Origin of the sequence: Kluyvera ascorbata (assembly GCF_023195735.1) — a bacterium.
Lineage (GTDB): Bacteria > Pseudomonadota > Gammaproteobacteria > Enterobacterales > Enterobacteriaceae > Kluyvera > Kluyvera ascorbata.
On the sequence record NZ_CP096201.1, the window covers coordinates 2,946,312 to 2,966,855 of the forward strand.

Genomic DNA, 20,544 nt, shown 5'->3' on the forward strand with positions numbered 1-20,544 from the left:
CAAAATTGCCGGGAGCAATTTTGAACAACGCTTGCGTTGGCCCCGAAGGGGCGAGGCCCATGGATGGGCCGAGTAATCTCGAGTTTCGCCGTGCCGCAGGCTGGAGTTCGTAGGTGAGCGCAGTGCGAAGCACCGATTTCCCTGCGGGGCCGCGGGGATTGTTAAGGGGGATGCGGTTATCCCCCTTAACACGTTCACAGATGAAGAAGCGCCATATTCTGCCCAGCATAAAGTGAACGGAACCAACGCACTCCATAAAACAGATAACTACCGGCTATGAATCGCCAAATCTCCCGGCAACGTCTTCTGCATACGATGCCAGATCTCACCGCTGTCATGACCATAGCTACGCACCGTCTCATACACCTTATCGTGCGCGCCCTGCTCACACAGTTCCGCCAGCTTATGGTAGAAACCGAGCGCCAGACTACGCGCTTCCGGACTAGAGAAATAATGACGCCCCAGGCGCGTATACAGCCCCTTCATCCCGTTAAGAATCAGCCCATAGATAGGGTTACCGGAAGCGAATGCCAGACCGCGGAACACACCGTAGTCGAGTTCGGCAAACGCATCAGCGTAGTCTTCGACTTCGCGCGTCGCGGCCAGCACTTCCAGCGCTTTTTCCGGGTGCTGACGGAAAGCGGTACGGATATAAATGGTCGCGATATTGGTACGCACGGACAGCAGATTATCAATCAGCTGCGGTACGCTATCGTGATCGAGACGCGCCAGCGTTTCCAGAATGTTGAGACCTGACGTTTCCCAGAAGTTATTCACTTTCGTCGGCTTACCATGCTGAATAGTCAACCAGCCATCACGAGCCAGACGCTGCAACACTTCACGTAAGGTGGTGCGAGTCACACCAATTAATTCAGAGAGTTCACGTTCAGCGGGAAGAATAGACCCTGGAGGAAAACGGTTATTCCAGATGCTTTCTACAATATACTCTTCCGCGAAACCCGCCGGGCTTTGCGCCTTAATGACCATAGTAAAAATTCCATTACACAGCGTTGCAATTGGACTCATCATACCAGAGGCAACATAGTGCAGGTAGCAGGACAAATGAATTAAAAAGGGATCGCCGTTTCATTTTTCACATTTCTTTGTCGTAGTGGAAAGTACCCACAAAGGCTGAATTCTGGAAGTAGCACTGATTTAGTGGTAAAAAATGACATCTTTTCGGGAGGAAAACGGTTGTTATGGAAATCTCTTACGGTCGCGCGCTATGGCGTAACTTTCTTGGCCAGTCGCCGGACTGGTACAAACTGCTGCTGATTATTTTCTTAGTCATCAATCCGCTGGTATTTTTAATTAATCCATTTGTCGCCGGATGGCTGTTGGTCGTGGAGTTTATCTTCACTCTCGCGATGGCGCTGAAGTGCTACCCGCTGATCCCTGGCGGGCTGCTGGCGATTGAATCGGTGTTTATCGGCATGACCTCCGCTAACCACGTGCGTGATGAGATTGCGGCCAACCTCGAAGTGCTGCTGTTGCTGATCTTTATGGTCGCCGGCATCTATTTTATGAAGCAGCTTCTGCTCTTTATCTTCACCCGTCTTTTGCTCTCCATTCGCAGCAAGCGCCTGCTATCGCTGGCGTTCTGTCTTGCTGCCGCATTTTTGTCAGCGTTCCTTGATGCGCTGACGGTAGTGGCGGTGATTATCAGCGTCGCCGTTGGTTTTTATAGCATCTACCACCAGGTGGCATCATCGCGCCCCGATGATGACGACCTGCTCGACGACAGCCATATCGACAAGCATAACCGCATCGTGCTTGAGCAGTTCCGCGCCTTCTTGCGCAGTCTGATGATGCATGCTGGCGTCGGTACGGCGCTCGGCGGCGTGATGACGATGGTCGGCGAGCCACAGAACCTGATCATTGCTAAAGTTGCTGGTTGGCATTTCGGTGAGTTTTTCCTGCGCATGTCACCGGTTACCGTGCCCGTGTTCATCTGCGGGCTACTGACCTGCTGGATGCTGGAGAAATGCAAAGTATTTGGCTATGGCGCCGAGTTGCCGGACCCGGTCCGTAAAATCCTGTACGACTTTGATGAACGCAGCCGCGTACAACGCTCAAAGCAAGAGAATATGCGGCTGATCGTGCAGGGCGTCATCGGCGTCTGGCTGGTGCTGGCACTGGCGTTACACCTGGCTGAGGTTGGGTTGATTGGCCTGTCGGTGATTATCTTCGCCACCTCATTTACCGGCATTACCGACGAACACGCTATTGGTAAAGCCTTCACCGAAGCGCTGCCCTTCACCGCCTTGCTGACGGTCTTCTTCGCCGTCGTCGCGGTCATTATTGACCAGCACCTCTTTGCGCCAATTATTGACTTTGTGCTCCAGGCTTCACCGCATGCCCAGCGCTCGCTGTTCTATGTCTTTAACGGCGTTCTGTCGTCTATCTCGGATAACGTATTTGTTGGTACCGTTTATATCAACGAAGCCAAAGCCGCGCTGGATAACGGTGCTATCAGCCTGCCACAGTTCGAACTGCTGGCGGTGGCCATCAACACCGGCACCAACCTGCCGTCGGTGGCGACGCCAAACGGCCAGGCAGCTTTCCTGTTCCTGCTCACCTCAGCGCTGGCACCGCTGATTCGCCTCTCCTACGGGCGAATGGTTTGGATGGCGCTGCCCTATACGTTCGTGTTGACGATTGTCGGTCTGCTATGCGTCGAGTTTACGCTGCAGCCGTCGATAGACTGGATGATGAGTAATGGGTTATTAGTTTTGCCTAAGTAACGACTTAATAACGTCCAATGATTATCGCCCAACAAACTTTGTTCGGGCGTTGACTCGTTATTTATGAATAATTACGTATAGCCGGATGGCACGGCTATCGTTTTCGTTTACACTGCGCTTTCAAAGCACGTTCCAGGGAAATGTATATGTTGCGATATTTAAACCAGAGCTCACGTGGCCGCAGTGCCTGGTTATTACTGGCGTTAACCGCTTTTGCGCTTGAGTTAGTGGCATTATGGTTCCAGCACGTGATGTTATTAAAACCGTGCGTACTGTGTATTTACGAGCGTTGTGCGCTGTTTGGGGTTATGGGCGCGGGGCTAGTGGGTGCCATCGCACCGAAAAGCCCGTTACGCTATGTTGCCCTGCTTATCTGGCTTTACAGCGCTTTCAGAGGGTTACAGCTGGCGTGGGAACACACCATGATTCAGCTTCACCCATCGCCGTTTATGACCTGTGATTTTATGGCGCGTTTCCCAAGCTGGCTGCCGCTCGATAAGTGGCTGCCGCAGGTATTTGTCGCGTCAGGTGACTGTTCTGTTCGTCAGTGGGAATTCTTATCGCTGGAGATGCCGCAGTGGCTGGTCGGTATTTTTGCCGCCTATCTGATTGTGGCGCTGCTGGTGCTGATTGCCCAACCGTTCAAACCAAAAAGACGCGACCTGTTCGGCCGCTAATCACCGCCTTGCCAGTGGCTTTGAACAGGCTGCTGGCAAGTTCTTCACCCTCTCTATCCCATCAACGCCCATATTCCATACCCCGCCGCAAGTACCAGACTCCAGCCGCCCAGATTAATCACTAACGCCAGTACTAAGAGCTTTATTGGATTACGCATATGCGTCCTTATACCGAATCGCTTTTATTCTCTATCGGCCCGGTATAAGAATTACGTAGGGATTTAAGGCGGGAAATATAAAAAAAATGAATGATGCCGCAAATTGCGGTTTATTTAGCCCAATCCGGCTTATTTAATATATGGTCCTGCCAGTCGTATACTTCCGACTCTTTCACCGCGATATGACGTACGGAAATACGCTCGCCGTGCATCGCCGCCTTGGAACCGGTGATGAGCGGGTGCCACTGCGGTAGCGACTGCCCTTCCGCCAGCAGGCGATAGGCGCAGGTATGCGGCAGCCACTCGAAGGTAGGCAGATTGTCGCGCGTCAGCTTGATGCAGTCCGGCTCGTATTCGAAGCGGCGTTCATAGTTACGGCACTGACAGGTTTTGATATTGAGCTGCTTACAGGCAACGTTAGTGAAATAGATTTCGTCGGTGTCGTCATCCATCAGCTTATGCAGGCAGCACTGTCCGCAGCCATCACACAGCGACTCCCACTCCGCGTCTGTCATTTCATCAAGGGTTTTGCTCTGCCAGAAAGGTAATTCGCTCATCAGGATGTCCACATCAAAAATCAGGGTGCTTCTTATAACCAGTCTGGCACAGGGATGCAAGTTTTGCCGCCCGAATAGGGCGGCAAGGAGGGCTTACAGAACGCGAGTCGTTAGGGACAGTCCGTTAAACTGCACCTCAAGCTCATCGCCCGCGAGCAGCGGGCCAACGCCTTCCGGAGTACCGGTTAGAACAACATCACCCGGTTTCAGGGTAAAGAAGCGGCTCATATAGGCAATCAGCGGCACGATTTTGTGGATCATATCGGACGTACTACCCTGCTGGCGTACTTCGCCATTGATGGTCAAGCCCAGCGAAATATTCTGCGGGTCGCCCTCAAAAGCGGAAGCAGGAATAAAGCCGGAGATTGGACAGGAGTTATCAAAGCCTTTGGCTTTTTCCCACGGCTGACCAGCCTTTTTCATTTTCCCCTGCAGATCGCGCAGGGTGAGATCCAGCGCCACGCCGTAGCCGGCAATCGCCTGCAATACGTGATCTTCGGTTGCCTGGCGCAGCGTGCCGCCAATCAATACCGCCAGTTCGACTTCATGATGCACAGAGCCAAGACCCTGCGGCAGAATCAGCGGCTGGCGCAGGTCGCACAGCGCCGTTTCTGGCTTAATAAAAAGAACGGGTTCTTCCGGCGTTGCGCTGCCCATTTCCTGGATATGCTTAGCATAATTACTGCCAACACAGACAACTTTGCTTACCGGGTAATCCAGCAGAGCACCCTGCCAGTTATGATGCTGATACATGCTTTTCCCTTACTCGTTGTTCATCGTGGACGCATTTTGGCCGGAAGCGGAGCGGTTACTCGCCCTTATTTTTCGACTCAGCCAAATGCTGCTTTAACAGATTTTCAGGCGGTGGCGGGATCTGTAAATAATAGCCCTGCTCTTTAAGCGCCTGTTTTACTTTTTCCAGGTCGGCATTGACTGTCTTCTTACGTCCGTCAAGCGGCAACAACATGGCTAACTGAGGCTGACCGAAGCCCTGCATCAGTTCTGGCGGCACGCGAGAGAAATCGTCTTTTTTTTCGACATACAAATAGGTTTGATCACGTTTAGAACTACGATAAATCACACAAAACATACTTTATACTCGGAATTAGGACTGTGGTTACTTGCTTGAATATATTAGTGACTATAACATGACTGATAGTCTTCGGAATATCGTCGCGCAACGTGCGGCGATAAATAGCAAATTGAGTAAGGCCAGGATGTCAAACACGCCAATCGAACTTAAAGGCAGTAGCTTCACCCTATCTGTGGTTCATTTGCATGATGCAAAGCCCGAGGTTATTCGTCAGGCGTTGGAAGACAAAGTCGCCCAGGCTCCGGCCTTTTTCCGTCATGCCCCTGTAGTGGTCAATGTCGGTAACCTTGAAGAATTCACCCAGTGGCGTGCTATTCAGCAGGCTATTATGTCCGTGGGCTTGCGGATTGTGGGCGTGAGCGGTTGTAAAAACCCTCAATTTAAAGCGGCCATCGACCAGTCAGGTCTTCCTTTACTGACTGAAGGCAAAGAAAAAGTTGTCCGCGCGGCCCCCGTAGAGCAGCCCAAACCGGTAGAACCCGAACCAATTGTTAGTCCGATCACAAAAACGCGAATGATTGATACGCCAGTACGTTCCGGTCAGCGCATTTATGCACCAAACTGTGATCTGATTGTGACAAGCCACGTCAGCGCGGGCGCTGAGTTGATTGCCGACGGGAATATTCACGTTTACGGCATGATGCGTGGACGCGTTCTGGCCGGTGCCGGCGGAGACCGGGAAGCACAAGTATTTTGTACCCACCTGGCGGCGGAGCTGGTCTCCATTGCCGGGGAATATTGGCTGAGCGATCAGATCCCAGCCGAATTTTATGGCAAAGCGGCGCGTCTACGTTTGGACAACAGCGCTTTGACTATTCAACCGTTAAATTAATCCCTTTTTAACAAGGAATTTCTATGGCACGCATTATTGTTGTGACTTCAGGTAAAGGGGGCGTGGGTAAGACCACCTCCAGCGCGGCCATCGCGACTGGTTTGGCGCAGAAGGGAAAGAAAACGGTCGTTATCGATTTTGATATCGGTCTGCGTAACCTTGACCTGATCATGGGCTGCGAACGTCGTGTAGTTTATGATTTCGTGAACGTTATCCAGGGCGATGCCACGCTGAATCAGGCATTAATCAAAGATAAGCGTACCGAAAATCTTTATATCCTCCCTGCTTCTCAGACCCGTGATAAAGATGCGCTGACCCGCGAAGGCGTCGAGAAAGTGCTCGATGAGCTGAAGAAGATGGAGTTCGACTTCGTGGTCTGCGACTCCCCTGCCGGTATCGAAACCGGTGCGCTAATGGCGCTCTATTTCGCTGATGAAGCGATCATCACCACTAACCCAGAAGTGTCGTCCGTTCGTGACTCCGACCGTATTCTGGGCATTCTGGCGTCGAAATCTCGCCGCGCAGAAAACGGTGAAGAGCCAATTAAAGAACACCTGCTGTTAACGCGCTACAACCCAGGCCGCGTTAACAAAGGCGATATGCTGAGCATGGAAGATGTGCTGGAGATCCTGCGCATCAAACTGGTCGGTGTTATTCCGGAAGATCAATCCGTACTTCGCGCTTCTAACCAGGGCGAACCGGTTATTCTGGATACCGTGTCTGACGCAGGTAAAGCCTACGCCGACACCGTCGATCGTCTGTTGGGAGAAGAACGTCCTTTCCGCTTCATTGAAGAAGAGAAGAAAGGTTTCCTCAAACGCCTGTTCGGAGGATAAATCATGGCATTACTCGACTTTTTTCTCTCACGGAAAAAGAATACCGCCAACATTGCTAAAGAACGCCTGCAAATCATCGTCGCGGAACGCCGCCGCAGTGATGCAGAACCGCACTATCTGCCGCAGTTAAGGAAGGATATTCTGGAAGTGATTTGCAGGTACGTGCAGATTGACCCAGAAATGGTCACGGTGCAGTTAGAGCAAAAAGACGGGGATATTTCGATTCTGGAACTCAACGTCACGCTACCGGAAGCAGAAGAGTCAAAATCCTGACTTTCGGTGGTGTAAAAAAAGGCGCTAGTGATAGCGCTTTTTTTGTGTCTGCCGTTTGGTGCTTTCCGGCTGATGTTATCTCGCTGGTCACGCGGACGAGGCGCTTTAGCGTCGACGCCGGGGTTTCCCCGGTGTCGCTACGCTCGGCCGGCTACGCGTCCTGTTCTGGGCTCGCCGCTGGCTTCTTGCTCTTCCCTTTGCCTTTGCTGAACGACTTCTTCGCGCCCCCCGGCGCAACCAGCCCACGGAACTGTCTTACCGGCGTACTGCGCGCCTGATCGATAAGCTGGAATAATGTCCCCACCAGCGGCTGCATAAAGTCCTGATAGCGGCACTGCTTCTCGCTGATTTGGGTCAGCGTCGACTCCCAGTGTGCCGTCATGTCTGGACGAGTGGCCATCTCCGGCAGCGAGTGGAACAGGGCTTTCCCGGCGTCAGTCGAGTGAATGTAGCGCCCTTTTTTGGTCAGGAAACCACGCTTAAACAGCAGTTCAATAATCCCCGCGCGCGTTGCTTCCGTTCCTAATCCGTCGGTCGCGCGCAGGATTTTTTTCAGATCTTTATCCTGCACGAAACGGGCAATCCCGGTCATCGCCGACAGCAGCGTTGCATCGGTGAAATGGCGCGGCGGTTGAGTTTGTCGCTCCACCACTTCGCCGTTTTCGCACAGCAGTTCATCCGCTTTAGCAACCACCGGCAGCGGCGTACCGTCGTTCTCTTCATCGCGCTCTTTCGCCCCGAGCAGCGTACGCCAACCGGCCTCCGCCAGGAAACGCGCCTTCGCCACGAACTTACCGTTAGCAATATCAAGATCTATCTGACATTTGCGGTATACCGCATCCGGGCAGAACTGCATCAGATACTGACGGGCGACGAGGTTATAAACCTTCGCCTCGTTCTCACTAAGATTGACCTTGCTGGCGCGCGCCGTGGGAATGATAGCGTGGTGAGCATCGACCTTTTTGTCGTCCCAGCAGCGATTGCGAGTATCGGTGTTCACCACCGGCTGCGGCAGCAGGTCCGGCGCGTGCACGCCAATGGCGTTAATCACCGCGTGTCGCCCAGCAAAATGTTCTTCTGGCAGATAGCGGCTATCGGAACGCGGATAGGTGATGAGTTTATGGGTTTCGTACAGCTTCTGGCAGATATCCAGCACGTTCTGCGCGCTCAGGCCAAAGCGTTTGGCCGCTTCAATCTGCAATGCCGACAGTGAAAACGGCAGCGGAGCCGGTTCGGAGTCGCGCTTATCGTTGTAGGCCGTGACCAGCGCAGGCTGGCCGCTAATGCGCTTCACCACGTGCTCAGCCAGCGCGCGGTTCAGCAGACGGCCCTCTTCATCCTGATGCGGCTCGCAGGCCTCGCTTGGCTGCCAGGTAGCCGTAAAGCGTTCCTCTTTCGGCGTGACGATATGCGCTTTGACTTCGAAGAAATCCTTCGAGACAAAGTGCTCAATCTCTTCATCGCGGCGCACCACCAGCCCCAATACCGGAGTCTGTACGCGGCCCACGGAGAGCACGCCCTGATAACCCGCATTACGCCCAAGAATGGTGTAAGCCCGGGTCATATTGATGCCGTACAGCCAGTCGGCGCGAGCGCGGGCCAGCGCCGACACGCACAGCGGGATAAACTCGCTGTTCGCGCGCAGGCGTGAAATCGCCCGCTCTACCGCCTGTGGGTTAAGGTCGTTGATTAAGCAGCGCTGCACTTGGTGACGCTTTTCCGCCGACAGCTGCAAATAATCCAGCACCTCATCCACCAGCAACTGACCCTCTCTATCGGGGTCACCCGCGTGGATGACTTCACTGGCTTCATGCAGAAAGCGCTTAATCACGTTGAGCTGTTTTGTCACCGATGACCGGGGCTGAAGCTGCCATTTTTCCGGCACAATCGGTAAATCCTGCAGATTCCAGCGCGCATAGCGGCTGTCATAAACATCCGGCTGAGCCTGTTCCAGAAGGTGGCCGATACACCAGGTCACAACCTGGCCGTTGCCACACTCGATAAAGCCGTCGCCCTTTCGATGGGGCTTCGGCAATACGTCAGCGATGGCGCGGGCCAGACTCGGTTTTTCCGCTATGAACAGCCGCATGGGTTCAGCGCAGCTCGATCATCGGACGGCCACCGCGTGCTGTCACTAGTTCGCCGATGGCGGTCAGTTTGATACCAAATTCCGCGGCAGCCGCGTGCACCGCATCTTCTGCGTCCGGCGTAACCGCCAGCAGCAGCCCGCCGGAGGTTTGCGGGTCGCAGAGCAACGCGCGTTGGGCATCGGTCATGGTGCCCATCAGGTGCCCGTAGCTGGCAAAGTTACGTTCGGTACCGCCCGGCACGGCGCCAAGCTCGATGTATTCTTCAACGCCCGGCAGCTTAGGCACCGCGTCGAAATCAATCTGTGCCTGTACGCCTGCGCCCTGGCACATTTCGCTCAGGTGGCCGAGCAGACCAAAACCGGTCACGTCGGTCATCGCTTTGACGCCTTCGATGTTGGCAAACGCAGAGCCGACCAGGTTCATCTGGCACATCACTTCCGTCGCCAGCCCTTGATGTTCTGGCTTCAGCAGCGATTTTTTCTCGGCGGTGGTCAGCACGCCAATCCCCAGCGGTTTGGTCAGGAACAGCTTGCAGCCCGCCTGTGCGGTGCTGTTTTTCTTAACGCGTTCGGTCGGGACGATCCCGGTGACCGCCAGGCCAAAAATAGGTTCTGGTGCGTCAATAGAGTGCCCCCCCGCCAGCGCAATACCGGCCTGTTTGCAGGCAAAACGCCCGCCTTCGGTCACTTCACGGGCAATTTCCGGCGCCAGTTTGTTAATCGGCCAACCGAGGATGGCAATCGCCATAATCGGCTTACCGCCCATGGCGAAGATATCGCTGATGGCGTTGGTCGCCGCAATGCGGCCAAAGTCGAACGGGTTATCGACGATAGGCATAAAGAAATCGGTGGTGCTGATGACCGAGGTACCGTTACCCAGGTCATAAACGGCGGCATCGTCGCGAGTTTCGTTACCGACAAGCAGGTTCGGGTCGATAAACTTCGTCTGCTCGCTGTGCAGGATGGTTTCCAGCACCTTCGGTGAAATTTTACAACCGCAACCCGCTCCGTGGCTGTACTGCGTTAAACGAATGGCCTGCTCGCTCATGGACAACTCCTGTCATTGCTCTGGCATTTGCATAGGGGATGTATGTTAACGCCAGAACAGAGCCGTGATAAGTACGACTGTCTGAATTCGGGGGCAGTTGCCTATAATCCAGACAATCGTCGCGGTTTTTCTAGAGATAACGGACGAACGGTGCCGTATCCGGGAAGGTAATGGTGGTGGAGGCTTTGAGCTGCGGCGTGCCCAGATAGAGGAAGCCGACGATTTTGTCCTGCGCACCGCACTGGAACCCTTCACGCACGACGGGGCTTTCCGTCAGCGCTCCGCTGCGCCAGATACCGTTGAAGCCCTGAGCGACGGCCGCCATCTGCATCGCCATTACCGCGCAGCCTGCGGACATCTCTTGCTCCCATTGAGGGATCTTCGGGTGATCCTGGCATTTCGCAATCACGGTGATAATCATCGGCGCGCGGAAAGGCGCATTACGCGCTTTCTCAACGGCCTTTTCATCGCTTTGCGCAGCCACCGCCCCCTGCTCAAGCAGTTGGCTGAAACGCTCGCGGCCTTCGCCTTCAATAATCACAAACTGCCACGGCTGCAGCGTGCCGTGATCCGGCGCGCGCATACCGGCACGGAGGATATTTTCCAGTGCTTCCCCGGTGGGTGCTGGCTCTGCCAGACGGGATGCGCTGCGGCGATTAACGAGTAATTCAAGTGCGTCCATTGAGTAACCCTCTCATGTTATTTTTCATAAAATTAACATGCGCGAGGATTTTGTTACAGCGCCACAGGCGATTCCTGCTGACAAGCGGCGACGGTCTATTTAGGATAGCCACACGTTCCACCGTTTCGGTGGACCTTTTATTTCTTTCAGGGAGAATACATGCGAACCCTATGGCGCTTTATTGCCGGATTCTTTAAATGGACGTGGCGGCTGCTCAACTTCGTACGTGAGCTGGTGCTGAACCTGTTCTTTATTCTGCTGGTGCTGGTTGGCGTCGGCATCTGGATGCAGGTGAGTAGCAGTAGCACAAGCGAGAGCAGCAGTCGTGGTGCACTGCTGATGGATATCAGCGGCGTGGTGGTGGATAAACCTTCTGCCAGCAGCAAGCTCAGCGTGATTGGCCGCCAGATTTTCGGCGCCAGCTCTGACCGCCTGCAGGAAAACTCGCTGTTCGATATCGTGCAGACTATTCGCCAGGCTAAAGATGACCGCAATATCACCGGCATCGTGCTGGATCTGAAAAACTTTGCCGGTGGCGATCAGCCGTCGATGCAATATATCGGTAAGGCGCTGCGCGAGTTCCGCGATGCCGGTAAGCCGGTGTATGCCGTCGGCGATAGCTACAGCCAGGGGCAATACTACCTCGCGAGCTTCGCCAACAAGATTTGGCTGTCGCCGCAGGGCGTGGTTGACCTTCATGGCTTCGCGACCAACGGTCTGTACTACAAATCGCTGCTGGATAAGCTGAAAGTTTCGACCCACGTGTTCCGCGTCGGCACCTATAAATCCGCCGTTGAGCCGTTTATCCGTGACGATATGTCCCCTGCCGCCCGTGATGCGGACAGCCGCTGGATTGGCGAGCTGTGGCAGAACTACCTGAACACCATTGCCGCTAACCGACAGATTACCGCGCAGCAGGTCTTCCCTGGCGCACAGGGTCTGCTCGACGGTCTGCGTAAAGTCGACGGCGACACGGCAAAATATGCGCTCGACAACAAGCTGGTCGATGCGCTGGGCTCAAGCGCGGAAATCGAAAAAGCGATGACCAAAGCGTTTGGCTGGAGCAAAGCCGATAATAACTATCGCGCGGTCAGCATGTATGACTACGCGGTGAAAACCCCGGCGGATACCGGTGCCAGCATCGCGGTCATCTTCGCGAACGGCGCTATCATGGACGGTGAAGAAACCCCGGGTAACGTCGGTGGCGACACCACAGCATCACAGATTCGCGATGCGCGTCTGGACCCGAAAGTGAAAGCCATCGTCCTGCGCGTTAATAGCCCAGGCGGTAGCGTCAGCGCCTCTGAAGTGATCCGCGCAGAGCTGGCCGCCGCTAAAGCCGCTGGCAAACCGGTGGTGGTTTCGATGGGCGGTATGGCGGCATCCGGTGGTTACTGGATCTCTACGCCGGCAAACTACATCGTTGCCAGTCCAACCACGCTGACCGGGTCGATTGGTATCTTCGGGGTCATCAACACCGTTGAAAACACGCTGGATTCTATCGGCGTACACACCGACGGCGTAGCGACCTCACCGTTGGCGGATATGGCGGTGACGAAAGCTCTGCCGCCGGAAGTGCAGCAGATGATGCAACTCAGCATCGAGAGCGGCTACAAGCGCTTTATCACGCTGGTGGCGCAAGCGCGTAACAGCACGCCGGAGGCCATTGATAAGATTGCACAGGGCCACGTCTGGACCGGTGAAGATGCGAAAGCTAACGGTCTGGTTGACAGCCTGGGTGACTTCGACGATGCGGTGGCGAAAGCCGCTGAGCTTGCGAAAGTGAAAACCTGGCATATTGACTACTACCAGAGCGAGCCAACCTTCTTCGATAGGATTATGGACAGCGTGTCCGGTTCAGTTCACGCCGCACTGCCGCAGGCCATTCAGGCTTACTTGCCAGCACCGCTTGCCTCTGCTGCAAATGCAGTGAAAGCCGAGAGCGATAAACTGGCGGTGTTTAACGATCCGCAAAATCGCTATGCATTTTGCCTGACCTGCGCCAATATTCGCTAATCGCAATCCCCTCCGCACGGAGGGGATTTTCTTTCGATTAATCATTAAACGACCCCATGCAAAAAAAATCCATTTACGTCGCCTACACCGGCGGGACCATCGGGATGCAGCGCTCCGATCACGGCTACATTCCGGTTTCCGGTCACCTGCAGCGCCAGCTTGCGCTGATGCCAGAGTTCCACCGTCCAGAAATGCCGGACTTTACCATCCACGAATACGACCCGCTGATGGACTCTTCCGACATGACGCCGGAAGACTGGCAGCACATTGCCGACGACATTAAAGCGCACTACGACGAGTATGATGGCTTTGTTATCCTGCACGGTACCGACACCATGGCGTTCACCGCCTCGGCGCTGTCGTTTATGCTGGAGAACCTCGGCAAGCCGGTTATCGTTACCGGCTCGCAGATCCCCTTAGCTGAGCTGCGTTCCGATGGGCAAATTAACCTGCTGAACTCGCTGTACGTCGCCGCGAACTTCCCGATTAATGAAGTGACATTGTTCTTCAATAATCGCCTCTATCGCGGCAACCGCACCACCAAAGCGCACGCCGACGGTTTTGATGCCTTCGCCTCCCCCAATCTACAGCCGCTGCTGGAAGCGGGGATCCATATCCGTAAACTCGGGACGCCGCCCGCGCCGCATGGCGAAGGCGAACTGATCGTGCACCCGATTACGCCGCAACCGATCGGCGTGGTGACGATTTACCCTGGTATCTCCGCCGATGTGGTGCGTAACTTCCTGCTTCAGCCGGTAAAAGCGCTTATCCTGCGTTCTTACGGCGTCGGCAACGCGCCGCAAAACGGCGTTTTTGTGAATGAGCTGGCCGAAGCCAGCAAACGCGGTATTGTGGTGGTGAATCTTACCCAGTGCATGTCCGGTAAGGTCAACATGGGCGGTTACGCCACCGGTAACGCGCTGGCACAGGCGGGCGTGATTAGCGGCTCAGACATGACGGTGGAAGCCACGCTGACCAAATTACATTATCTGTTAAGCCAGGGGCTGGATGCCGACGCCATTCGCCGCGCCATGCAGCAAAACCTGCGCGGTGAACTGACCCCGGACGAATAAGGAGAGCGAGATGACGCAACGCGCACTGTTATTGGTGGATTTACAGAACGATTTCTGTGCCGGTGGGGCGCTTGCCGTCGCGGACGGTGACAGCACTATCGACGTCGCCAACTTGCTGATTCGCGCCGCTAAAATTCGCGGCGATGCCGTTGTGGCAAGCCAGGACTGGCACCCGGCTAACCACGGCAGTTTTGCCAGCCAGCACGGCGTAAACGCCTACAGTCAGGGCGAGCTCGACGGCCTTGCGCAAACCTTCTGGCCGGATCACTGCGTGCAGCACAGCGACGGCGCGGCGCTGCATCCTCTGCTCGCCGCCCAGGATATTGACGCCGTGTTCCATAAAGGCGAAAGCGTCAATATCGACAGCTATAGCGCCTTTTTCGACAACGGTCATCGCCAGAAAACTGGTCTGGATGCATGGTTGCGCGAGCGCGGTATCAACGAGCTTGTGGTGTTAGGGCTTGCGACCGATTACTGCGTGAAGTTCACCGTGCTGGATGCATTACAGCTTGGCTATGCGGTTAACGTTATCACCGACGGCTGCCGCGGAGTGAATATTCAGCCGCAGGACAGCGCCAACGCATTTATGGAGATGACCGTCGAAGGGGCCACGCTTTATACGCTGGATGACTGGCTGGAAATTCAGGGATAATTCCCTGTAGCCCGGACGAGGCGCGAAGCGCTGACGCCGGGCTCTCTCCGGCGTCGTGTTGCTCAGCCAGACTACTCTCTCCCTTTTTCTTCCTCGTGAACCATCTCGCAGATTTAACCCAGCGGCAGTGATATGTTCGAACGGTTGTTTTTTCGCCACGCCATTTCCGTGGCGTGTTTGCTTTTTTAATGTCAAAGAGGACCGTTTATGAAACTTTTGCCTTTGCTGGCAGCATTACCCCTGCTCTGCGCCTCGGTTGTTTCCGCGAATTCCTTGATGTCCGTCGGCTACTTTAACGGTGGCGGTGACGTGACGGCCGGGCCTGGCGGCGATATCAATAAGCTCGATGTGCGCCAGATAACCCACCTGAACTATTCGTTTGGCCTTATCTACAACGACGAGAAAGACGAAACCAACGACGCGTTAAAAGACCCAACCAAACTGCACCAAATCTGGCTCTCCCCGAAAGTCCAGGCTGACTTAGAAAAAATCCCCGTGCTGCGTAAGCAAAACCCTGACCTGAAGGTCCTGCTTTCCGTCGGCGGCTGGGGGGCTCGAGGTTTCTCCGGCGCGGCAGCGACGCCGGAATCCCGCGCGGTGTTTGTCCGCTCGGTGCAGGACGTGGTGGCGAAATATGGTTTAGACGGTATCGACCTTGACTGGGAATACCCGGTCAACGGCGCGTGGGGGCTGGTGGCAAGCCAACCGGCGGACCGCGATAACTTCACCACCCTGCTTAAAGATCTGCGTACGGCATTTGGTCATAAAAAGCTGGTGACTATCGCCGTCGGCGCGAATGCGGAAAGCCCGAAAAGCTGGGTCGACGTGAAAGCCATTGCGCCGCTGCTCGATTACATCAACCTGATGACCTACGACATGGCGTACGGCACTCAGTACTTCAACTCTAACCTGTACGATTCAACCCAATGGCCGACGGTCGCCGCGGCGGATAAATACAGCGCCGACTTTGTGGTCAATAACTATCTCGCCGCCGGGCTGAAACCAAGCCAGATGAACCTGGGTATTGGTTTCTATGGCCGGGTGCCAAAACGTACCGTTGAGCCGGGCATCGACTGGAGCAAACCAGATGCGCAGAAAAACCCGGTGACCCAGCCTTACTTTGGGCCGCACGAGGTGGATCTGTTTAAATCGCTCGGTGTCGATTTGAGCAAAGATACCTACGTGAAATACAACGACATTGTCAGCAAGCTGCTGAACGACCCGCAGAAGCGCTTTACCGAACATTGGGACGACCAGGCGAAGGTACCGTGGCTGTCGGTGCAGTCAACGGATGGGAAACCGCTGTTTGCGCTCTCCTATGAAAACCCGCGTTCGGTGAGCGTCAAGGCCGAATACATCAAGAGCAAGGGGCTGGCAGGCGCGATGTTCTGGGAGTACGGCGCGGATGACAACAACCAGTTGGCGAAGCAGCTGGCTGAGTCGCTCGGGATCAAACACTAAGCGCTAGCCCGGACGAGGCGTTTCGCCGACTCCGGGATGGCTCGGTGCCAGATGAAACACCGAGCCACTCCCGGCGGCGCTTCGCTTGGTTGGGCTACGAGTTTCAGGTATCACACCGGCGTTAAAATCCCGCTTTGTTCATGAATACGATAACTTGCCCCCGGATGTGGCGTCTGCAACCGGGGGCTGGCGCCGAACAGCTTCTCGCGAAGCGTTCCCTGGCTGTACTCTTGTTTGTAAACCCCACGTTTTTGCAGTTCAGGAATCAGCAATTCGACGACATCGGTGAACGTTTCATGCGTGACCGCGTAGGCCAGGTTAAAACCGTCCACATCCGTCTCTTCCACCCACGATTGCAGCTCATCCGCGACCGTTTGTGCGCTGCCCACCATCAACGGGCCAAAGCCGCCAATGCCGACCCAATCCGCCATCGCTTTTACCGACCACTGCCGCTCCGGGTCAGCGGTTGAGAAGGTATCCACCACCGATTGAATGGCGTTGGTTTCCGCATAGGTGAAGACTTCATCCGGCTGATACTGACCAAAATCGATCCCCGTCCAGCCAGAAATCAGCGCCAGCGCCCCTTCGTAGCTGGTCCAATTTTTATACTCCTGCCACTTCGCCTGTGCGGCTTTGTCGGTTTCACCAACGATAACCGTCTGCATATTGAAGATCAGAATGCTGCGCGGATCGCGTCCCGCTTCTTCAGCGCGGCGGCGAATATCCGCAACCGTCTTTTTCAGCGCGCTTTTTGACGGCGATGCGACAAACACACACTCTGCGTGGCTTGCGGCAAACTGCTTACCACGGCTGGATGCCCCCGCCTGGTAGAGCACCGGCGTACGCTGCGGTGACGGTTCACACAGATGATATCCCGGCACATCAAAAAACTTGCCGTGGTGGTTAATGGCGTGAATTTTACTCGGGTCACTGAAAATTCTGCGTTCACGGTCGCGCAGAATCGCCCCCTCTTCCCAACTGCCCTCCAGCAGTTTGTAGATAACCTCCAGGTACTCATCGGCGTAGTCGTAGCGCGCATCATGCGCCGTCTGCGCCTGCTGGCCGATATTGCGCGCCCCGCTTTCCAGATAGGAGGTAACAATGTTCCAGCCCACGCGCCCTTTGGTCAGGTGGTCCAGGGTCGACAGGCGACGGGCAAAGGGATAAGGATGTTCAAACGACAGCGACGCGGTAAGACCAAAGCCCAGATGCTCCGTCACCAGTGCCATTGGCGTGACCAGCGCCAGCGGATCGTTAACCGGTACCTGAGCGGCCTGACGAATGGCCGCCTCACCGTTACCGTTGTACACGTCATAGACGCCCAGCACATCGGCAATAAACAGGCCGTCGAACTTGCCACGCTCAAGCAAGCGCGCCAGATCGACCCAATAATCCAGGTCTTTATACTGCCAGGACCGATCGCGCGGATGGGCCCAAAGCCCTGGCGATTGGTGGCCGACGCAGTTCATGTCGAAGGCGTTGAGACGAATTTCACGTTGTGATGACATAGCGTTCTCCCATGACGACCGGCAAAGGCCCGACGCCAAAAATTAGGTTGGTGTGTTTACGATAAAACGCGTTGGCGGCAGCCCAGTTTTTCCAGCACTGCATGCGCAACCTGCTGAGCGTGATCGGCGACCTGCGGCAATCCCATCAGCTCGCCAAAACGTCCGCGTGCGGCGGGACCCGCCACCCAAATCGGTAATGTGCTGCCTACAGGCTGCGACTGCGCGTTAACGTCTATGCCCATTCCCAGCGCATCGGCGCGGATAATGCCAGCCTGCTGGAGCGCGCTTAAAAACGGCTGACCGCTAATCAGATTGCTGTGCGCGGGGCCAGTAGTGAGGACCAGATAGTCCACTGTTTCTGTCTGTAGTTCGCCACCGCGCGCGCATAGCGCAAGACGTAGCGTGTCGCCATGAAGAGTGGTGGTCTTCAGCCGTGCGGCCAGCACGCGCAATGTGCCCGCGCGCTGGCGTGATTCAATCGCTTGCGACACCTGCGGAGCAATGCGATAGCGATGCACATCCCAGAAACGCCGCAGATGGCGCTGGAACTGGCGCTTTTCCTTGTCACTCATCTGCTGCCAGATGACCTGTCCCTGGCTGCGTACCGCATCCAGCACCACCTGCCACGGCAACCCGGCCTCGGCGGCGCGGCGAATCTCCTGGCGGACTTGCTTCAGACGCTGGCGCAACGACCCTGTCAGAGCCTTTATGGCCCATTTTGGCAAATTGATTGGCGCATTAGGGCGTGACAGCAGTCCGTGGCGTGAGAACGCGATAATGTTCCCCAGATGCCCCAGGCGGTGGAGCGAGGCCACCACGTCACCCATGCTCAGCGCCGTCCCCATAATCGCAACCTTTGCCGTAGAGGGGATGGTCGCTAACGAGCCGGACTGCCACGGGTTCGCTATCACCCGTGAGTGCAGTGCCAGTTCACCTACCCCGTCCGGTAGCGATGGCGGCGGATGGCTAATGGCCAGCACCAGGCTATCGGCCCGAAGCCGTTCACCTTTTTCTGTCACCACCTGACCGCTGTGCCAATCAACCGCCCGGTCCTGAAGATGCCTCACCCACCCGCGTTGCGCGCTGACTTCGCTCGCCAACGCGGCCTGAAGATAGCGACCAAATGCCCCGCGCTGTGGGTAGATGCTGCCATCGGCTAGCTCCGCCTGTGGGTCCTGCGGGAAATCACCATGACGCCGATACCAGCGGTCAAACGCACCATCGTCGTCTCCCGCAAGCTGCATGCGCGCGGCGGGAACGTTAATCCGGTGCGCCGGGTCGGTGGCCGAATAGGCGACGCCCAGCCCCAACGCGTTGCGCGGTTCAATAATGCTGATGTGTAACGGTCGCGCCGCCTCGCGTAGCAGATGGATGGCGACTGCCGTACCGCTAAATCCGCCCCCGACGATCACCACGTGGGGTTCGCTCATCCGTGGTTGCATGACACCACCTCCTTCAGCTCGCGCTGACCTGTTTGACGGGGCGCGCCGCGCCGCCGATGGTTTCACCGAATGGCCCCGTGTTTAGCTGCCCTTTCGCCGAACGTGGCTGAGTGCTAGTCGGCAGTAGCGGCATCACCAGTTCGGCAAAACGGTGTGCCTCTTCCAGATGCGGGTAGCCTGAGAAGATAAAGTGAGTTATCCCCAGCGCCTGGTACTCGCGGATGCGCTCGGCCACCTGCTGCGGGTTGCCCACCAGCGCGGTACCGGCACCTCCGCGTACCAGCCCGACGCCCGCCCAGAGGTTCGGCGCAATACGCAGGTTTTCGCGATTGCCGTTATGCAACGCGCTCATCCGCGCCTGCCCGGTTGAATCCATGCGAGAAAAAATCTGCTGCGCCTGAGCGATAGTGTCGTCATCAAGATGGGCAATAAGTTTATCGGCGGCGGCCCAGGCCTCGTCTTCCGTTTCGCGCACAATCACATGCAGACGAATACCATATTCCAGCGTGCGCCCTTTCTCTTCCGCCCGTGCTTTAACCACCGCCAGTTTCTCCGCCACCTGCGCTGGCGGCTCGCCCCAGGTCAGATAGGCATCGATATGATCGGCGGCAACATCAATGGCCTGCTCCGACGATCCGCCAAAATAGAGCGGAGGCCCGTTGCGTTGTACCGTTGGGAACAGCACTTCTGCGCCTTCCACCTGAATATGCTGGCCGCGATAGTCCACTTTTTCGCCCGCCAGCAGCCGACGATAGACCTCAAGAAACTCATGGGTGACTTCATAGCGTTCGCTATGGCTTAAGAAAATGCCGTCACCTTTGTTTTCAACCGGGTCGCCGCCGGTCACCACGTTTATCAGCAGGCGGCCTTCAGATAGCCGGTCCAGGGTAGCGGCCATCCGCGCCGCCAGCGTCGGCGGCTGCAAGCCTGGACGTACCGCCACCAGATAGCGCAAATTTCGCGTTATCGGTGCCAGCGCGGCCGCAACAAGCCAGGAGTCTTCGCAGCTTTTTCCGGTGGGGATCAACACCCCGTAGTAGCCGAGGCTGTCTGCCGCCAGCGCCACCTGTTGCAGGTAAGGCAGGTCTACCGGACGCCCTCCTTCGGTGGTCCCCAGGTAGCGCCCATCACCATGGGTGGGTAAAAACCAGAAGATATTGATGTTCTCTGCGGCTTGTACGGTCATTATCCATTTCCTTTATAACTATATTTGGTATTTATAGAAGTGGTTATTTAAGTCAGTTATAAAGGAGTTAGCGAAATGCATGCCAGTTTTCAAAAACAAAAATTACATTAAATATCAATATATTATAGATAATGCTTTTGCCCTCGCGTTGTTGCAAATGCAACAGCGGAGAAGCAAAAACTGCTGCAATGGCAACAGACCACGCCTTCCCCCCTCT

At 55.7% G+C, this 20,544-nt stretch carries 19 protein-coding genes; 9 read left to right on the forward strand and 10 right to left on the reverse strand.

The features are described 5' to 3' along the window. Positions 1–267 precede the first annotated feature (267 nt). On the reverse strand, positions 268–987 hold the full coding sequence (gene fadR, locus MY052_RS14120; RefSeq protein WP_035893499.1) for a fatty acid metabolism transcriptional regulator FadR: 720 nt from the start codon (positions 985–987) through the stop codon (positions 268–270). A gap of 212 nt (positions 988–1,199) precedes the next feature. Between fadR and nhaB the strand changes: the two genes are divergently transcribed. Both nhaB and dsbB read left to right on the forward strand, forming a co-directional pair. Further along, positions 1,200–2,744, forward strand: coding sequence for a Na(+)/H(+) antiporter NhaB (gene nhaB, locus MY052_RS14125; RefSeq protein WP_248537242.1), 1,545 nt, complete (start codon positions 1,200–1,202; stop codon positions 2,742–2,744). 146 nt (positions 2,745–2,890) lie between these two features. Next, positions 2,891–3,421: a disulfide bond formation protein DsbB gene (dsbB, locus tag MY052_RS14130; protein ID WP_248537243.1), complete on the forward strand. Its 531-nt coding sequence runs from the start codon at positions 2,891–2,893 to the stop codon at positions 3,419–3,421. Between the two features lie 268 nt (positions 3,422–3,689). Here the strand turns inward: dsbB and MY052_RS14135 are convergent, their stop codons facing one another. From MY052_RS14135 to MY052_RS14145, 3 genes are all read right to left on the reverse strand, one after another. Beyond that, on the reverse strand, positions 3,690–4,136 hold the full coding sequence (locus MY052_RS14135; protein ID WP_248537244.1) for a YcgN family cysteine cluster protein: 447 nt from the start codon (positions 4,134–4,136) through the stop codon (positions 3,690–3,692). A 93-nt stretch (positions 4,137–4,229) separates the two neighbouring features. Continuing rightward, on the reverse strand, positions 4,230–4,889 hold the full coding sequence (locus MY052_RS14140; RefSeq protein WP_248537245.1) for a fumarylacetoacetate hydrolase family protein: 660 nt from the start codon (positions 4,887–4,889) through the stop codon (positions 4,230–4,232). Between the two features lie 55 nt (positions 4,890–4,944). Further along, on the reverse strand, positions 4,945–5,226 hold the full coding sequence (locus tag MY052_RS14145; RefSeq protein WP_035894581.1) for a YcgL domain-containing protein: 282 nt from the start codon (positions 5,224–5,226) through the stop codon (positions 4,945–4,947). 127 nt (positions 5,227–5,353) lie between these two features. Between MY052_RS14145 and minC the strand changes: the two genes are divergently transcribed. From minC to minE, 3 genes are read left to right on the forward strand one after another with little or no spacing between them, the layout of a single operon-like run. Next, positions 5,354–6,061 carry a septum site-determining protein MinC gene (gene minC / locus MY052_RS14150; protein WP_035894582.1) on the forward strand — a complete coding sequence of 236 codons (708 nt, stop codon included), beginning with the start codon at positions 5,354–5,356 and terminating at the stop codon, positions 6,059–6,061. Between the two features lie 23 nt (positions 6,062–6,084). Beyond that, a complete protein-coding gene (gene minD / locus MY052_RS14155; RefSeq protein ID WP_035894583.1) occupies positions 6,085–6,897 on the forward strand; it encodes a septum site-determining protein MinD in 813 nt (270 codons plus the stop codon). A gap of 3 nt (positions 6,898–6,900) precedes the next feature. Further along, positions 6,901–7,170 (forward strand): cell division topological specificity factor MinE, encoded by a 270-nt coding sequence (gene minE / locus MY052_RS14160; RefSeq protein ID WP_035894584.1) that lies wholly within the window; start codon positions 6,901–6,903, stop codon positions 7,168–7,170. A 151-nt stretch (positions 7,171–7,321) separates the two neighbouring features. Here minE and MY052_RS14165 read toward each other — a convergent pair whose 3' ends face one another. From MY052_RS14165 to MY052_RS14175, 3 genes are all read right to left on the reverse strand, one after another. Further along, positions 7,322–9,259: a DNA topoisomerase III gene (locus MY052_RS14165; protein ID WP_248537246.1), complete on the reverse strand. Its 1,938-nt coding sequence runs from the start codon at positions 9,257–9,259 to the stop codon at positions 7,322–7,324. 4 nt (positions 9,260–9,263) lie between these two features. Then, positions 9,264–10,307, reverse strand: a complete 1,044-nt coding sequence (gene selD, locus MY052_RS14170; protein WP_248537247.1) for a selenide, water dikinase SelD — start codon at positions 10,305–10,307, stop codon at positions 9,264–9,266. Positions 10,308–10,437: 130 nt separating this feature from the next. Then, on the reverse strand, positions 10,438–10,989 hold the full coding sequence (locus MY052_RS14175) for an NAD(P)H nitroreductase (RefSeq protein WP_035894588.1): 552 nt from the start codon (positions 10,987–10,989) through the stop codon (positions 10,438–10,440). Between the two features lie 159 nt (positions 10,990–11,148). On the opposite strand from MY052_RS14175, the gene sppA reads away from it, so the two are divergent. The 4 genes from sppA (at position 11,149) to chiD (ending at position 16,191) form a co-directional block, all read left to right on the forward strand. Beyond that, positions 11,149–13,005, forward strand: a complete 1,857-nt coding sequence (gene sppA, locus MY052_RS14180) for a signal peptide peptidase SppA (RefSeq protein WP_248537248.1) — start codon at positions 11,149–11,151, stop codon at positions 13,003–13,005. A 56-nt stretch (positions 13,006–13,061) separates the two neighbouring features. Beyond that, complete coding sequence (gene ansA / locus MY052_RS14185; protein ID WP_035894591.1) at positions 13,062–14,078, forward strand: asparaginase; 1,017 nt, start codon at positions 13,062–13,064, stop codon at positions 14,076–14,078. Between the two features lie 10 nt (positions 14,079–14,088). Then, positions 14,089–14,730: a bifunctional nicotinamidase/pyrazinamidase gene (pncA, locus tag MY052_RS14190; protein ID WP_248537249.1), complete on the forward strand. Its 642-nt coding sequence runs from the start codon at positions 14,089–14,091 to the stop codon at positions 14,728–14,730. Between the two features lie 207 nt (positions 14,731–14,937). Then, entirely contained in the window at positions 14,938–16,191 is a 1,254-nt protein-coding gene (chiD, locus tag MY052_RS14195) for a chitinase ChiD (RefSeq protein WP_248537250.1), read from the forward strand. 110 nt (positions 16,192–16,301) lie between these two features. On the opposite strand, the gene MY052_RS14200 is transcribed toward chiD, so the two are convergent. The 3 genes from MY052_RS14200 to ssuD are packed head-to-tail and all read right to left on the reverse strand — an operon-like array spanning position 16,302 to position 20,327. Beyond that, positions 16,302–17,699 (reverse strand): LLM class flavin-dependent oxidoreductase, encoded by a 1,398-nt coding sequence (locus MY052_RS14200; protein ID WP_035894594.1) that lies wholly within the window; start codon positions 17,697–17,699, stop codon positions 16,302–16,304. 56 nt (positions 17,700–17,755) lie between these two features. Continuing rightward, a complete protein-coding gene (locus MY052_RS14205; protein ID WP_248537251.1) occupies positions 17,756–19,141 on the reverse strand; it encodes an FAD/NAD(P)-binding protein in 1,386 nt (461 codons plus the stop codon). Positions 19,142–19,154: 13 nt separating this feature from the next. Next, positions 19,155–20,327, reverse strand: a complete 1,173-nt coding sequence (gene ssuD / locus MY052_RS14210) for an FMNH2-dependent alkanesulfonate monooxygenase (RefSeq protein WP_248537252.1) — start codon at positions 20,325–20,327, stop codon at positions 19,155–19,157. Between the last annotated feature and the right edge of the window lie 217 nt (positions 20,328–20,544).